This is a genomic window from Allobosea sp. (genome assembly GCF_048595345.1).
Classification (GTDB): domain Bacteria; phylum Pseudomonadota; class Alphaproteobacteria; order Rhizobiales; family Beijerinckiaceae; genus Allobosea.
The window spans coordinates 1-14,568 of record NZ_JBMDWH010000129.1; the positions used below are offsets into that span (position 1 = coordinate 1).

The following is a 14,568-nucleotide window of genomic DNA, read 5'->3' on the forward strand; positions in this document are numbered from 1 at the left end:
GGGAATGTCCGAGCCGATGGCCTCGATCGCCTGGGCATAATAGCCGGTGATCTGGTCGTCGGTGCGCAGCGAGGGCGGCGGCGCGATCATCACGGCGGCGGCGCCCAGCTCCATCGACTGGCGCGCCAGCGAGCGCATCGCCGCGAAGCCCGGCGCCGAGACGCCGACGATCACCGGCTTGCCCGGCATGCCGGCCACCGCCGCCTCGACGATGCGAACCGATTCCTCCGGCTCGAGCTTGGGCGCCTCGCCCATGATGCCGAGCACCGTCGTGCCGTCCGAGCCGATCGCGTCATAGAAGGCGAAGAGCTTCTCCGTCGAGGCCCAGTCGACCGAGCCGTCCGGCAGAAACGGCGTCGGCGCGATCGGGAACACACCGGAAGCGGCGGCAGTCAGAGACATCAGTGATCCTTTCAGATGCTGGCGATCATCCCGCCATCGACGCGGATGACCGAGCCGTTGACGTATGAAGCCGCTTGGCTCGCCAGGAAGGCGACGACATTGGCGTATTCCTGGGGCTCGCCATAGCGGCCGGCAGGGATCGAGCCGGTGGATGCTGCGGCAATCTCGTCGACGCTGCGGTTCTCGCGCTTGGCGCGTTGTTCATCCAGGAAACGGATGCGTGCCGTGGCGATGCGCCCCGGCAGCACGATGTTGGCGGTCACGCCATCCCTCGCCACTTCGCCAGCGAGGGTCTTCGACCAGCCGACAAGGCTCAGGCGCAGCGCATTGGAAATGGCGAGATTGGGGATCGGCGCGACGACGCCCGAGGAGGTCGAGGTGACGATACGCCCCCAGCGCCGTTCCCGCATGCCCGGCAGGACCCGGTCGGTCACGGCGATGACCGAGAGAACCATCGCATCGAAATGCTTCGCCCAGAGCTGTGCATCCTGCCCGGATGCCGGCGTCGGCGGCGGCCCGCCCGTATTGTTGACCAGGATATCGACCGGGCCGAGCTCCGCTTCGATCGCGTCGATGCGAGCTCCGATGACGCTGCGATCGGCCAGGTCCCAAGGGAGCGCGAGCGCCTGGGCACCTGCCGCGCGCACCGCGTCAGCCGTCTGCGCCAGCGCTGCGGCATCGATATCCCCGAGCGCCACATTCGCTCCTTCGCGCGCCAGCGTGGCCGCAATGGCGCTGCCGAGCCCGCCACCGGCGCCCAGCACGAGCGCCGTCTTGCCTTTCAACCCCAGATCCATCTTTGCCTCACCCGTTCCATGCGTGCGTTGCGCCAGCAGCGTCCGCCCCGGAGGCGACGCGCCGGAGATAATCGGCCTTGCTCGTCTGCATGTGATCGACGCAGAGCTGCGCAAAGGCCCAGACGTCCCTCCCCTGAAGGAGTTCGATCATCAGGTCATGCTGGCTGATCGACAGCTTGAGGCCTTCCGGATCGGCCAGGTTCTTGGCGCGCATCGTCAGCGTCAGATCCATGTAGTCCTGCAGCGTCCGCACGAGGTAGGGATTGCCGCAGGCGGCGAAGAGCGCGATGTGAAAGGCGTCGTTCGCATCGTGGATGCCGCGCAGGTCGCCTGCTTCGGCGCGTGCCCGATAGATGTCCTGTAAGCCGCGCAGTTCTGCGATCAACCCATCTGCAGCCGGAAGCGTCACCATCAGCGCAGCGTGCCGGGTCAGCATTTCGCGAACCTCGTAGATCTGCCTCACTTCGGCTTGAGAGTAGGAGCGAACCGTCGCGCCGATATTCTTCTCGCGGCGCACGATCCCGCGCCGCTCCATCTCGACGAGCGCCTGCCTTACGAAATGGCGCGAGACGTCGTATCGCGCCATCAGCATGTCTTCGGTCAAACGCAGCCCCGGTGCAAGCCGGCCGAAGATGATGTCCTCCTCGAGATGGGCGATCACCTTGTCGACGTCGTCTCGGCGCGGCGAAAGGCCGGCCTGCGCAGCGCTCTGCGGCATCAATGCGTCTCCAGGCGGCCGGCCAGGCGGTAACACTCCTCGACCAGAAACAGGGTCTCGAGGTTGTCGCGCGGTCCGGTTTCGAAGGGCTGCCCATCATCGAGCCTGTCGATGAAATGGGCGATCGCCGCGTCATAGGAGCCCTGGTAGGTGGCGTCCATGTCGAAGCGCAGCTCCTGAGGTTCGGCTGCGACCAGCGACAGCGTATCACCGGCAAAGCCGATCGCCCCTCCGGAACCGAAGATGTCCAGCCGATCGGCCGCGACGGCCGGTTGGCCATGCGCGGCGAAGGTCGCGAAGATCTGTACAGCGAGACCGCCACGGCCTTCCAGTTGGATGATCGCTGTGTCCTCGCCGGCCATCGCCGCGCAAACACGGTTCATGCTGCAGGCCACGACCCTGAGCGGTCCCAGCAAGCGCCGAAGCGTGTCGAGCTGGTGGATCAAGATTTCGGAGACGAGCATGCGCCGTTCCGCGGCGATGAAGGGCTGCCGCTCCAGGGCAGGGTAGCGACCATGGTCATCGGCCAGGGTACCGCTGGTGACAAAGGACAACCGCGCCGCGAAGGGCCGGCCGATGCGGCCGATATCGATCCATTCGGCGGTTGTCCGATACCAGGCGCGAAAGCGCCAGTTCTCGTGGACCATCAGCCGGATCCGGTCCCCGACCTCTGCGACGAGCGCCTCGGCCTCCGCGAAAGTCGGCGCCAGCGGCTTCTGGCAGATCACCGGCAGGCCGCGCTCCGCGGCAAGGCGGACCAGCTCGGCATGGAAAGCGCGCGGAGCGGCAATATCGACGGCATCGAGCGCCTCGCCCGCCAGCATTTCCTGTGCGCCCGCATAGGTGCGCGGAATATCGAATTCGGCCGCCCGCTCATTGCGACGCTCGGCCGATGGATCCGCGATGGCCACGACCTCGGCACGCCCGGCGAGCTTGCGCCAGGCGCGGAGATGATACTGCGTGACCCAGCCGGCCCCGACGAGCCCGATCCGCAATGCGCTCAATGGACAAGCCCTGCTTCGCGCCGACGCAGATCCGCGACGCCGGCGGTTTCCATGGGCTTCATGGCCTTGCCGCTCGCCGCATCGAAGAGATAGGTGGCTTCCGCCGGGAAGAAGAGATCCACGCTCTGTCCGACATCGGCGCGGGTGTCCCTCGGCAAGCGCGCCGTCCATTCCTGGCCGCCCTCGATCTCGACGGCGAGCAGGGTTTCCGCGCCGAGCGGCTCGACGGCGAAGACCCTGCCGCAGATGCGGCCGGGGCTCAGCCCGAGCCCGTCCGCGCGCAGATGCAGATCTTCCGCCCGCACGCCGAGCGTCGCCTCCTTGCCCGCGAGCGACGCCAGCAGAGCCGGCGCCCAGCGCTCCAGCGAGGCGCTCACATGGTCGGTCGCGATCCGGCCGGCGCCGTCCGGCCGGACGGTCAGCAGGTTCATCGGCGGCGAGCCGAGGAAGCGGGCGACGAAGGTGTCCGCCGGCTGCCAGTAGACCTCCAGCGGCGCGCCGATCTGGGCGACCTTGCCGCCGTTCATGACGCAGATGCGCGTGCCCATCGTCATCGCCTCGACCTGGTCGTGCGTGACATAGATCATCGTCGAGCCGAGCCGGCCGTGCTGCTTGATCAACTCGTTGCGCGTGTTGACCCGCAGCGCCGCATCGAGGTTCGACAGCGGCTCGTCGAAGAGAAACACCATCGGCTCGCGGACCATGGCGCGGCCGAGCGCCACGCGCTGTCGCTGCCCCCCCGACAGGGCGTGCGGCTTGCGATCGAGCAGCGGTGTCAGCCCGAGAATGCCGGCAGCGTCCTGGACCCGCCGCGCGATCTCGGCCCTGTCGATGTTGCGACGACGCAACCCGAAGGCGAGATTGTCCGCGACCGTCATATGCGGATAGAGCGCGTAGGACTGGAAGACCATGGCGATGTCGCGATCCTTCGCGGCGACGTCGTTGACGACGCGCCCGTCGATGGAGAGCGTCCCCGAGGAGATCGTCTCCAGCCCGGCGATCATCCTGAGCGTGGTGGACTTGCCGCAGCCGGAAGGGCCCAGCAGCACCATGAACTCGCCATCGCCGATGGTGACGTCGACATGGTCGACCGCCACGGGGCCACTTCCGCCGTAGCGCTTGCAGATCTGATCGAGTTTCACGACAGCCATGGTCGACCTCTACTTGACCGCACCGGCGGTCATGCCGCGGATGAGCTTCTCGGAGAAAAATGCGTAGGCCAGGATCACCGGGATGACCGAGATCATCACGCCCGCCGCGATCATGCCGATGTCCTGGAAGTGGTCGCCCATGAAGGCGCGGATGCCGATGGGCAAGGTGCGCTTCTCGGGATCGGTGATGAGCACGACCGCGAAGAGGAACTCGTTCCAGAGTTGGATGAAGTTCAGGATCAGCGTCGTCGCGATCGCCGGCATGCCGATCGGCAGGACAATGCGCCGGAAGATCTCGATGTCGCCGTAGCCGTCCATCTTGGCGGCGTCGAACAGATCCTGCGGGATCCGGGCGAAGAAACCTTCCAGCAGATAGACGGTCAGCGGCAGTTGCAGCGAGATGTAGACGAGCGTCAGCCCGATGAGGCTGTTGTAGAGATTGTAGTCGACCAGGATCTGATAGAGCGAAATCAAGGTGATCTGCGGCGGGAAGATGATCGAGGAAAACAGGATGCCGTAGATCAGCCGGTTGCCGCGGAAGCGGTACCGCGCCAGGGCATGGGCCGCCGCCGCGCCGACCAGCGTGACGACCGCGACGGCGCTGACGACGACGATCGCCGAGTTCCAGAAATAGGTGGCGAAATCGGAATCGACCCAGGCGATCCGGAACTGCTCCCAGTGAAAGGGTCGCGGCCAGGCGTAGTGATCGGCCGAGATTTCGCCGGTGGTCCGTACCGACATGGTCGCGAGCCACAGGAAGGGTCCGAGGGTGTAGACGGTGTAGGCGCCGATCACGAGGGCGAGCGCGCCGCGGCCGAACAGGCGCGGCATCGGGGATGAAGCGCGCATCGTCAGTACTCCAGCCGGTCCTTCGACCGGAAGATGCGGTTGAGGATGATCACGGCCGCGCAGACGACGCCGAACCAGACGGTCGCGATCGCCGACGGGTAGCCGAGATCGAATGTGTTCCAGTTGAAGGCGCGCTTGTAGACATAGGTGGAGACCGTCTCGGTCGCCCAAAGCGGGCCGCCGCCCGTCATGATCCAGACCAGGTCGAACACCTTCATCTTGCCGATAAAGGCGAGCACATAGAGGTTCAGCAGCGTGGGCTTCAGCATCGGCACGATGATGTGGCGCAACTTCGCGCCCCAGCCGCAATTGTCGAGCTCGCTCGCTTCCAGCACCTCGGACGGCAGCGAGTGGATCGCCGCCAGGCAGACGACCATGTTGAAGCCGGCCCATTTCCAGGCATGCGTCACGATGACGGACGCCAGGGCGAAGTTGGGGTCACCGAGCCAGGAGCGCGTCAGCGCATCCAGACCGAGTCCGCGCAGAACGACGTTCACGACGCCCCAATCGTAGTTGTAGATCCACATCCACAGGATCGCGACGACGACGTAGGAGAGCAGGACCGGCGTGAACCAGGCGATCCGGAGGAACCGGGCGAACGGCACGCCGGCATAGAGCGCCAGCGCCAGAAGCAATCCGGTCGCGACATCGAGGATCGGCGCGACGAAGGCCCAGATGAAGGTGTTGCGCACCGCGACCCAGAAGGTCTCGTCCTGCAGCAGTGCCTTGTAGTTCGCCAAGCCGACAGGGATGCGCTCCAGCCCCTCGATCGTGAAGAAGCTGTCGAAGATCGTGCGGAAGGCCGGATAGGCGGTCAGGCCGAAATAGATCAGAAGGGCTGGCGCTATGAAGATCGCCAGGACCGGCCAGCTCGCCTGGCGCGGATCGGTGGCCGGGGCGGCTGACGACGCGCTGACCGCGCGCGCCGCCTGGCTCCCCCTGAGACTCGTGATGGTCGCCATCTCTCTCAGCTTTTCAGGCAGGCCGCGTCCATCTTCTCAGCAGCGTCCTTCACGCTGATCAGACCGGCCGGGAAGGCGCTGTTCATGACCTGGGTGAAGGTTTCGGCGCATTTCGCGCGGTAGTGGAAAAGTGGCGTACCGAAGAAATAGTCGACGCCGGTATTGCGGGCGTTGAGCTCCTTGAAATAGGCCGCATGCGGCGAGTTGATCTTGGCGGGGTCAGATTTGAGGCCGGTCTGAAGCGAAACCTGTTCCATCCACTTGGTGCCGTTTTCGACCGTGGCCATCGACTTCAGAAGAGCGCCGGCGCAATCCTTGTTCTTGCTCTTCGAGTACATGACGTAGCTGCCGGCGACGGCAAGCGTCTTGCAGTTCGGGCAATCGCCCTTGTCCATGGCCGGGAACTGCATGATCCCCAGGGGGAAATCGGCCGGCATTCCGCCGCTCTCGGCCGGAGCGAAGGCGCGGCCGGTGAACCAACTTGGATCGGGGAAGGTCAGCGCGCCAGGCTTCTGATAGAAGTAATAATGGGACTCCCCGAGCTTCAGCGTGGCGAAGCTCTTCGGATAAGCACCGGCATCGATGACCTCCTTCATCCAGGTCATGACCTCGGCGACGCGCGGATCCTTGTAGGAGAGTTCGCCGGCCATGAGCTTGCCGTAGTCCGCCTTGCCGAGCTTGCGCAGCAAGGATTCATAGGTCAGCAGCGCGCCTGGAAACGGCCGGTCCCCGACGCCCTGCGAGACAGGGGTGATGCCGGCCGCCGCGCCCTTCCTGACGAGATCGAGGAAGCCGGCCTGCGTGAGCTGCGCCGATGCCGGAACGTCGACTCCGACTTTCTTGACCTGGTCCTTGTTGTAGTAGAGTTCGACCGTATAGGCCTCGACCGGCACGCCGTAGACCTTGCCCCTGGAGATCCAGGCGGGCTTGGCCCAGTCTTCCAGCCCCTTGAGATCGATGTAACCGTCGAGCGGCTCCAGGAAGCCGCCGGCCAAGAACTCCGGCTGGTCAGGTTCCATGTAGAAGATATCGGGGGCCTGGCCGGTGCGCACGGCCGATTTCGCCTGGGTGTAGATGTCCGCCTTGGGGATGAAGCTCAGCTTCACGGAGCATTGCTTGTTGGCGTCCTCGAACGCCTTCACCCGGGCCGACACCCAGTCCTTCTTGGCCGGCTCGTCGGGCCAATTCGACCACATGCTGATTTGCGTCTGCGCCTGTGCAGGCCCTGCCAGAGCCGCCGTGAGCAGCCCGGCCTTGAGAACCGTCCCCATCTTCATCGCATCCCCTCCCACAGGGCATTTCAACCTTGTTATTGCCGCCAGCTAGCGGCGCGCGCTCCTGATTGTCAATAACTGAATCGGGTTCTCGCTCTATTCGCGCATATTTTGACGTATGAGATCATGATTATTGACAATGCATCAGAGCTGCCAGATACCTGCCGAACAGCCGGCGAGGATCGGCACGGGAGGGCGTTCGATGACCAAGGGATTGCGCAAAGGGCTGACCAGCTATGGTGACGCCGGCTTTTCGCTGTTCCTGAGGAAGGCCTTCATCAAGGCGATGGGCTATTCCGACGACGCGCTGGACCGTCCCATCGTCGGCATCACCAACACCTACAGCGACTACAACCCCTGCCACGGCAACGCGCCGCAACTCATCGAGGCGGCCAAGCGGGGCGTGATGCTGGCCGGAGCGATGCCGATGGTGTTTCCCACCATCTCCATTCACGAGAGCTTCGCCCACCCCACCTCGATGTTCCTGCGCAATCTGATGGCGATGGACACCGAGGAGATGATCCGCGCCCAGCCCATGGACGCGGTGATCATCATCGGCGGCTGCGACAAGACTCTGCCCGCCCAGATCATGGCCGCCGCCAGCGTCGATCTGCCAACCGTGGTGATCCCTGTCGGACCCATGGTGGTCGGTCATCACAAGGGCGAGGTCCTCGGCGCCTGCACCGATTGCCGCCGGCTCTGGAGCGCGCATCGCGCAGGCGATATCGACGCGGCCGAGATCGAGGTCGTCAATGGACGGCTCGCACCGTCGGTCGGCACCTGCATGGTCATGGGCACGGCGTCCACCATGGCCTGCATCACCGAGACGATGGGGCTTTCGCTGCCGATGAGCGCGACGATCCCCGCCCCGCATGCGGAGCGCTTCCGCCTCGCGGAGATGAGCGGGAAGCGGGCAGCCGAGCTCGCCGTTTCAGGCGCACCGCGGCCGAGCGAGCTGATGACCGCGACCGCGTTCCGCAACGCGCAGATCGTCATGCAGGCGATCGGCGGGTCGACCAACGGATTGATCCACCTGACCGCCATGGCCAACCGCGTCGGCATCGAGATCGACCTCGAGGCCTTCGACGGTGTCGGGCGCGAGGTTCCCGTTCTGGTCGACCTCAAGCCATCCGGCGATCACTACATGGAGCATTTCCATCACGCCGGTGGCTTGCCGAAGCTGCTGCGCGAACTCGGCGACCTCATCGATCTCGACGCGCCGACGGTGGCGGGCGGAACGCTGCGCGAGGTGGTAGCCGGGGCCGAGGAGGTTCCGGGCCAGACGGTGATCCGCACCGCGGCCACCGCGATCAAGCCCGTCGGCGCGATGGCGGTCCTGCGCGGCAATCTCGCGCCGCGCGGTGCCCTCATCAAACATTCGGCGGCGACCCCTCGCCTGCTGAGCCACACCGGCCGAGCCGTGGTCTTCGAGTCGGTCGCGGACATGGCCGCGCGCATCGACGATCCCGATCTCGACGTCACCGCCGATGACGTGCTCGTTCTGCGCAATGCGGGCCCGAAAGGTGCGCCCGGCATGCCAGAAGCCGGCTATCTGCCGATCCCGAAGAAGCTCGGGCGGCAGGGCGTCAAGGATATGGTCCGGATTTCAGACGCGCGGATGAGCGGCACAGCCTTCGGCACGATCGTCCTGCACATCACGCCGGAATCGGCCGATGGCGGTCCCTTGGCCCTTGTCCGTAGCGGCGACAGCATTCGCCTGGACGTTCCTGCCCGCTCGATCGAGCTCTTGGTGGACGAGGCAGAACTCACCCGGCGCGCCGCAGAATTACCACCGATCGAAAGGCCGGACTGGGCGCAACGCGGTTACGCGCGATTGTTCTATGATAGCGTGACGCAGGCCGACGAAGGCTGCGATTTCGATTTCATGATGCCGCCCAGGCGCTGAGCAAGGGACCAAGAGGATGTGGCAGCCTGCGGAGCGCTATCCGGACCCGGCTATCGAGATCCTCGATCCCGCCTTCGAGCGATACCGGATCTTCAACGCCGCGGTGGAGCGTCTCCACACGGGCTGCCGCTGGAGCGAAGGGCCAGTCTGGTTCGGAGACGCCCGCCATCTGCTCTGGAGCGACATCCCGAACGACCGCATCCTGAAGTGGGACGAGCCGAGCGGTGCGGTCTCGGTCTTCCGATCCCCATCGCATCACGCCAACGGGAACACGCGAGACCTCCAGGGCCGGCTCATCACCTGCGAGCATGGCAGCCGGCGCGTCACCCGCACCGAAATCGACGGTTCGATCACCGTGCTGGCCGACCGCTTCAACGGGCGCAGGCTGAACTCGCCCAACGATGTCGTGGTCAAGTCGGACGGCTCGATCTGGTTTACCGATCCCATCTTCGGCATCGCCGGCGATTACGAGGGCGGAAAGGCGGAGCCGGAGCTCCCGCAAAACGTCTACCGCATCGATGGTCGGAGCGGTTCGCTGACAGTGGCCGCGGAGGATCTGCGTGGCCCGAACGGGCTGGCCTTCTCGCCCGACGAAAGGACGCTCTATCTCGTCGAATCACGGGCCACGCCCAACCGGCTCATCCTCGCCTTCGACGTCGCGGACCAGGCGCTGACAAACCGCCGCGTCTTCATCGATGCCGGCCCAGGAACACCGGACGGATTCCGCCTCGACATCGACGGCAATCTCTGGTGCGGCTGGGGCATGGGCCGCGAAGATCTCGACGGCGTGATGGTCTTCAACCCGCATGGCAAGCCGATCGGGCGCATCGGATTGCCCGAACGCTGCGCCAATCTCTGTTTCGGAGGCGCCAATCGGAACCGCCTCTTCATGGCAGCGAGCCGCTCGCTTTATGCCCTCTACGTCAACACGAGAGGGTGCCAGGTCGCGGCTGGTGCAATGCCGATCTGACGCCTTCGGGAAGGTCTGTTTTTCCGTTACGACCGAAAGGCAACTTGTGCCGCGTCCTCACCGGTCAGCTGTAAACGTGTCTTAGCGATCGAGTGGAAAGATCGGCCGGCGCACGTTGTGGTAAGGCAGCTTGGTGAGGTCCGGCGTGCAGAGCGCTCCGCTGTCGCAGACGACGATCTTGCCGGCGATGGGCTCGAAGGCGGCGCGGAAATGCTGCATCGACTTCAACCCGACCACGCGCTTGGCCGCCGGGTCGATGCCAAAGGCGCGAAACTGCTGGAGGTCGTTCATCTGGGCGCGGGTCGTGGTGACCAGAATCTCGATTCCACCGACGCGCAGCACGGCGCAAGGGCCCCAGCTCGACCGCAGCCCACCCATCATCGGGCCGTCGCCGACATAGTCGCCGTCGCTGACGCTGACGAGCGTGCCGGTGAGTGCAAGAGGCCTGCCGCCGATCTGCGGATCGACCTTTCCGCCCAGCTGCACTGAAACCGTAGAGCCCGGCTGGGCCCGGTGCAGTTCGGCGGCGACCTCGGGATCGACCATCGGGCCGAAGCAGGCGTCGTCGAGACCGGCCGCGATCATGGCCGCGAGCAGATTCGTCGCGTCGCCATAGCCTCCACCGCCGGGATTGTCGGCGTAATCGGCGATGATGAGCGGCCCCGACGTGGCGACATAGGACTTCGCCTCGTCGACCGCCTGCTCTACCGAGAGGAACTCCGTCACCGTGTCGAAGCGCCGGGCCCACATGTCGTCCATCAGCTCCTCGGCGAAGGCCTGATGCCGGGCGAGGTCGCCTTCGCAGGTAACCAGAACCGTCGGGCCGACCTCCTTGATGTCGGCATTGCCGAAGCCGCCGTCGACGCTGACGGCGAAGACGCCATGCTCCTGTTCATAGGCCTGCGCTCTGGCGATGCGCTCGACCATCGGGCCGATATCGGTCCGCCCGCCATTGACCTCCTCCAGCATCGGGCGCTGCGCCCGCAACGTCACCGGCCTGATCTCACCGGCCATGGTGCGTTGCAGGATGCCAGCCGCGAGCCGGCCGGTCTCGCGGATGTCGACATGCGGATAGGTCTTGTAGGAGACGACGATCTGCGCGAGGTCGGTCATCTTGCGGGTGACATTGGCATGCGGGTCGAGCGTCACGCCGATCGGGATTTTCGGCCCGAGGACGGCGCGCAGGCGTTCCAGCAATTCGCCCTCGCCGTCCTCGCAGAATTCCGTGACCATGGCGCCATGCAGGCCGAGCAGGACGCCGTCGATCTCTCCGGCATGAGCTTTGGCCGCCGCGACGATGACGCCGGCGATGCGGTCGAAGGCATCGCGCGTCACCGGGCCGGAGGGCTGTGCGGCGGCGCTGATCGCGTGGACGATCCGCCAGCCGGCGGGACGGCCGATGTCGAGGAAGCCGGCGAGCGGGGTATTCGCCGCGCCGCGCGCCATGATCGCCGCTTCCCCTTCGCTGACACCGCGATCCTCGAATGCGGCATAATCGGCCGGGCAGCGGCTGAAGGTGTTGCTCTCGTGCGAGAACTCGGCGGTGAGCACGGTGAAGGTCATGGCAGGGTTCCGGATGCGTCGGACGGCCTCAGCCGTCGCGAAGGGGGCGGCGGATATCGAGCGCCTCGATCAAGGAGTCGCCGAACAGGTTGATGGCGATGACGGTCGTCGCGATGACGAGCCCGGGGAAGACGATGATCCAGGGCGCGATGAAGATCTGGGCCGTGCCGGAACTCATCATCGCGCCCCAGCTCGGGACGGGCGGCTGCGCGCCGAGGCCGAAGAAGCCGAGCGTCGCCTCCAAGACGATGGCGTCGCCCGTCGCCAGCATGCCGGCGACGATGACCGGCGTCATCGCGTTCGGCAGCAGGTGCAGAAACAGCACCCGCATCGGGCTCGCGCCCGCCGTCACGGCGGCATCGACGAAGAGCTCGCCTTTCAGCGCCATCACCTGCGCCCGCGTCAGCCGGGTGAACTGGGCGAGATAGGCGATGGCGATGGCGATGGCGGTCGAGTGCAGCCCAGGCCCGAGGATGGCGATCAGCAGCAGCGCCAGCAGGATTTCCGGAAACGACCAGGTCAGATCGACGACCATCGTGACCACCCGGTCGAAGACGCCGCCGAAATAGCCGGCCGCCGCGCCGAGGGCCGCTCCCGCGAGGACCGAAAGCCCGATGGAGAGCACGCTGACGCTGAGGGAGGTCCGCGCCCCCTGGATGATGCGCGAGAGCAGGTCGCGCCCGAACTCGTCGGTGCCGAGCCAATGGGTTGTCGAGGGGGGCGTGTTGGCGATGGAGAGCTTTTGCGCGGCATAGTCATAGGGCGCGACCCAGGGCGCAAAGACAGCGCAGAGGACGAGCGCGACGAGGAACAACGCGCAGAGAAGGCCGCGCGGAGAGCGCGCGATACGGCCGATGAGGGAGGTGCGGTTCATCGGGCGCTCCTCATCGCGCACCCATCGCTTCGCGCAGCCGCGGATCGAGCGCGGCCTGGGCGAGATCGCCCAGCAGCGTGCCGAGCATCACCGCGATCGCCAGCATCAGGAGGCAGCCCTGGACCAGCGGATAGTCGCGCTGGCCTAGCGCGGTGATCAGCAGCGAGCCGAGGCCCGGCCGGGCGAAGACGTATTCGACGGTGACGGCACCGCCAAGGATCCAGCCGATGCGCAGGCCGAGAATGGTCATGACCGGCAGCATCGCCTGCTGCAGGACATGCCGTAGCTGGATGCGCCAGAAGGGCACGCCCTTGGCCTGCAGCACGCGGACGAAGTCGCGGCCGGCGATCTCGACCATGGCGGCGCGGGTGACGCGCGCGATCAGCGCCGTACCGCCGATGCCGATGGTCAGCGCCGGCAGCACCAGCGCATCCCATGTCCGGGCGCCGGAGACCGGAAACCACTCGAACTGCACGGCGAACATCAGGATCATCAGGAGCGCCAGCCAAAAGCTCGGCAGGGTCGAGCCGAGCAGGATGAAGCCCATAACCGCCCGGTCGAACAGGCTGTCGCGGAAGGAGGCAGCGAGCACGCCGGTCGTGATTCCAACGATCGTCGAGAAAACGAGGGCGGTCAGGCCCAGCGCCAAGCTATGAGGCAGGTTCTCGGCGATGAGATGCGCCACGGGCTGGCGCATCACGATCGCCTCGCCGAGATCGCCGGCCAGGACCTTGCCGAGCCAGCGCCCATACTGCACCAGCACCGGTTGATCGAGACCGTATCGGGCGATCATCTGCGCTCGCTGTTCCGGGGTCGAGCCGACCTGAACCAGATGCTCCAGCGGATCGCCCGGGACGAGATGGATGACCATGAAGATCACCAGCGAGACGGCGAGGAACACCGGCACGAGCATGGCGAGCCGCCGGATCGCGAAGCGCAGCACAGGATCCTCCCGCCTCCGTCGCCCTCGCCTCAGTTGGCCGGGGCGATGTCGATCAGCGACTGGCTGGAGAAGCCGACGCCGCGGATCTTTTCCGGCATGACGACTCGCTTGCCGTAGGCCAGGCTCTGCACCGGCTGGTAGATCGGGGCGAAGGCGTACTGCGACAGCACGTATTCATGGTATCTGGTGAAGTTCGCGACGCGCTCGTCCCAGGTCTTGGACTGGTTCATCGCGACGTCGTTCAGACGCTCGGCCTCGGGATCGTTGAGCATCGACACATTGGGATAGCCGAGCCGCTTGGCGCTGAAGAACCAGTCGATGATGTCCGCATTGGTCCACTGATAGGAGCGGACGGCGAGCTGGTGCTCGGTCTTCTTGCGATACTGCGCATTGATCGAGCCGGAATCGACGATGCTGATATCGGCCTGCATGCCGACCGCCTTGAGCTGCGCCTGCACGATCTCGGCGAGGCGCTTGAACTCGGTGCCGTTCTGGGCCCAGAGCTTGACCTCGAGGCGCTTGCCGTCCTTGACGCGGATGCCGTCAGAGCCGGGCTTCCAGCCGGCGGCGTCGAAGGCCTTCCTGGCGCGCTCGGGATCATAGGCGATCTTGTATTTCGGATCGACTTGCGCCTCCTTCAGCGTGGAGATCAGGAAGGTGTCGGCCACCGCGCCATTACCGCCATAGAGGCTGGTCAGCACATCCTTCTGATTGACGGCGAAGACGGCTCCTTCACGCACCTTGATGTCGGTGAAGGGCTCGACGCTGGTGTTGACGGGCATGTAGACCACCTCGTTGCCGGGGATGGTCACCAGCTTCACCGCCTTGTCGGCCTGGATGCGCGGCAGGAAGTCGGTCGGGACATTGACCAGCACGTCGGCTCCGCCGGTCTTGAGCTCGAGATAGGCCGTCGATTCCTCGCCGATCTCGCGGAAGGTCAGCTTCTTGAACTTGGCCGGCCCCTGGTTCTTCGACAGGTCGGAGGCCCATTTGTAGTCGTCATTTCGGGCCAGCACGGTCTGCTGGCCGACCGTGAAGGCCTGCATCCTGTAGGGCCCGGTGCCAACCGCCTCGGTAACGCCGAACTTGTCGCCCAGCGCCTCGTAGGATTTCGGCTCCGGAATGCACATGAAGGAGCTGGCGAGGTTGAACAGC

General features: G+C 65.7%; 14 protein-coding genes. 2 read left to right on the forward strand and 12 right to left on the reverse strand.

What is annotated here, in order from left to right:
* From ACOJTB_RS12605 to ACOJTB_RS12640, 8 genes are all read right to left on the reverse strand, one after another.
* Nucleotides 1-402: dihydrodipicolinate synthase family protein (locus ACOJTB_RS12605; protein WP_420102870.1), on the reverse strand; the 402-nt coding region annotated here is incomplete at its 3' end.
* An 11-nt stretch (nt 403-413) separates the two neighbouring features.
* The gene (locus ACOJTB_RS12610) at nt 414-1,199 is read right to left on the reverse strand and encodes an SDR family oxidoreductase (RefSeq protein ID WP_420102871.1); all 786 of its coding nucleotides are present in this window, start codon (nt 1,197-1,199) and stop codon (nt 414-416) included.
* Nucleotides 1,200-1,206: 7 nt separating this feature from the next.
* The gene (locus ACOJTB_RS12615) at nt 1,207-1,917 is read right to left on the reverse strand and encodes a GntR family transcriptional regulator (protein WP_420102872.1); all 711 of its coding nucleotides are present in this window, start codon (nt 1,915-1,917) and stop codon (nt 1,207-1,209) included.
* Entirely contained in the window at nt 1,917-2,921 is a 1,005-nt protein-coding gene (locus ACOJTB_RS12620) for a Gfo/Idh/MocA family protein (RefSeq protein WP_420102873.1), read from the reverse strand. Before ACOJTB_RS12620 ends, ACOJTB_RS12615 begins: the two co-directional genes overlap by 1 nt.
* Nucleotides 2,918-4,072 (reverse strand): ABC transporter ATP-binding protein, encoded by a 1,155-nt coding sequence (locus ACOJTB_RS12625; RefSeq protein ID WP_420102874.1) that lies wholly within the window; start codon nt 4,070-4,072, stop codon nt 2,918-2,920. Before ACOJTB_RS12625 ends, ACOJTB_RS12620 begins: the two co-directional genes overlap by 4 nt.
* A 9-nt stretch (nt 4,073-4,081) precedes the next feature.
* Nucleotides 4,082-4,921, reverse strand: a complete 840-nt coding sequence (locus ACOJTB_RS12630; protein WP_420102875.1) for a carbohydrate ABC transporter permease — start codon at nt 4,919-4,921, stop codon at nt 4,082-4,084.
* Between the two features lie 2 nt (nt 4,922-4,923).
* Entirely contained in the window at nt 4,924-5,883 is a 960-nt protein-coding gene (locus tag ACOJTB_RS12635) for a carbohydrate ABC transporter permease (RefSeq protein ID WP_420102876.1), read from the reverse strand.
* Between the two features lie 5 nt (nt 5,884-5,888).
* Nucleotides 5,889-7,160, reverse strand: a complete 1,272-nt coding sequence (locus tag ACOJTB_RS12640) for an ABC transporter substrate-binding protein (protein WP_420102877.1) — start codon at nt 7,158-7,160, stop codon at nt 5,889-5,891.
* A 199-nt stretch (nt 7,161-7,359) separates the two neighbouring features.
* On the opposite strand from ACOJTB_RS12640, the gene ACOJTB_RS12645 reads away from it, so the two are divergent.
* Nucleotides 7,360-9,063 carry an IlvD/Edd family dehydratase gene (locus tag ACOJTB_RS12645; RefSeq protein ID WP_420102878.1) on the forward strand — a complete coding sequence of 568 codons (1,704 nt, stop codon included), beginning with the start codon at nt 7,360-7,362 and terminating at the stop codon, nt 9,061-9,063.
* A gap of 16 nt (nt 9,064-9,079) precedes the next feature.
* Nucleotides 9,080-10,033, forward strand: a complete 954-nt coding sequence (locus ACOJTB_RS12650; protein WP_420102879.1) for an SMP-30/gluconolactonase/LRE family protein — start codon at nt 9,080-9,082, stop codon at nt 10,031-10,033.
* An 81-nt stretch (nt 10,034-10,114) separates the two neighbouring features.
* Here ACOJTB_RS12650 and ACOJTB_RS12655 read toward each other — a convergent pair whose 3' ends face one another.
* The 4 genes from ACOJTB_RS12655 to ACOJTB_RS12670 form a co-directional block, all read right to left on the reverse strand.
* A complete protein-coding gene (locus ACOJTB_RS12655) occupies nt 10,115-11,596 on the reverse strand; it encodes a M81 family metallopeptidase (protein WP_420102880.1) in 1,482 nt (493 codons plus the stop codon).
* 28 nt (nt 11,597-11,624) lie between these two features.
* The gene (locus ACOJTB_RS12660; protein WP_420102881.1) at nt 11,625-12,470 is read right to left on the reverse strand and encodes an ABC transporter permease; all 846 of its coding nucleotides are present in this window, start codon (nt 12,468-12,470) and stop codon (nt 11,625-11,627) included.
* Nucleotides 12,471-12,480: 10 nt separating this feature from the next.
* On the reverse strand, nt 12,481-13,413 hold the full coding sequence (locus ACOJTB_RS12665) for an ABC transporter permease (protein ID WP_420102882.1): 933 nt from the start codon (nt 13,411-13,413) through the stop codon (nt 12,481-12,483).
* Nucleotides 13,414-13,442: 29 nt separating this feature from the next.
* A partial coding sequence (locus tag ACOJTB_RS12670; protein ID WP_420102883.1) for an ABC transporter substrate-binding protein occupies nt 13,443-14,568 on the reverse strand: 1,126 nt, incomplete at its 5' end.

Bases quoted from the DNA above. Each gene is read 5' to 3' on its own strand.
- ACOJTB_RS12615 (WP_420102872.1), bottom strand. From the start codon at position 1,917: ATGCCGCAGAGCGCTGCGCAGGCCGGCCTTTCGCCGCGCCGAGACGAC.
- ACOJTB_RS12635 (WP_420102876.1), bottom strand. From the start codon at position 5,883: ATGGCGACCATCACGAGTCTCAGGGGGAGCCAGGCGGCGCGCGCGGTC.
- ACOJTB_RS12630 (WP_420102875.1), bottom strand. From the start codon at position 4,921: ATGCGCGCTTCATCCCCGATGCCGCGCCTGTTCGGCCGCGGCGCGCTC.
- ACOJTB_RS12650 (WP_420102879.1), top strand. From the start codon at position 9,080: ATGTGGCAGCCTGCGGAGCGCTATCCGGACCCGGCTATCGAGATCCTC.
- ACOJTB_RS12625 (WP_420102874.1), bottom strand. From the start codon at position 4,072: ATGGCTGTCGTGAAACTCGATCAGATCTGCAAGCGCTACGGCGGAAGT.
- ACOJTB_RS12610 (WP_420102871.1), bottom strand. From the start codon at position 1,199: ATGGATCTGGGGTTGAAAGGCAAGACGGCGCTCGTGCTGGGCGCCGGT.
- ACOJTB_RS12660 (WP_420102881.1), bottom strand. From the start codon at position 12,470: ATGAACCGCACCTCCCTCATCGGCCGTATCGCGCGCTCTCCGCGCGGC.
- ACOJTB_RS12640 (WP_420102877.1), bottom strand. From the start codon at position 7,160: ATGAAGATGGGGACGGTTCTCAAGGCCGGGCTGCTCACGGCGGCTCTG.
- ACOJTB_RS12655 (WP_420102880.1), bottom strand. From the start codon at position 11,596: ATGACCTTCACCGTGCTCACCGCCGAGTTCTCGCACGAGAGCAACACC.
- ACOJTB_RS12645 (WP_420102878.1), top strand. From the start codon at position 7,360: ATGACCAAGGGATTGCGCAAAGGGCTGACCAGCTATGGTGACGCCGGC.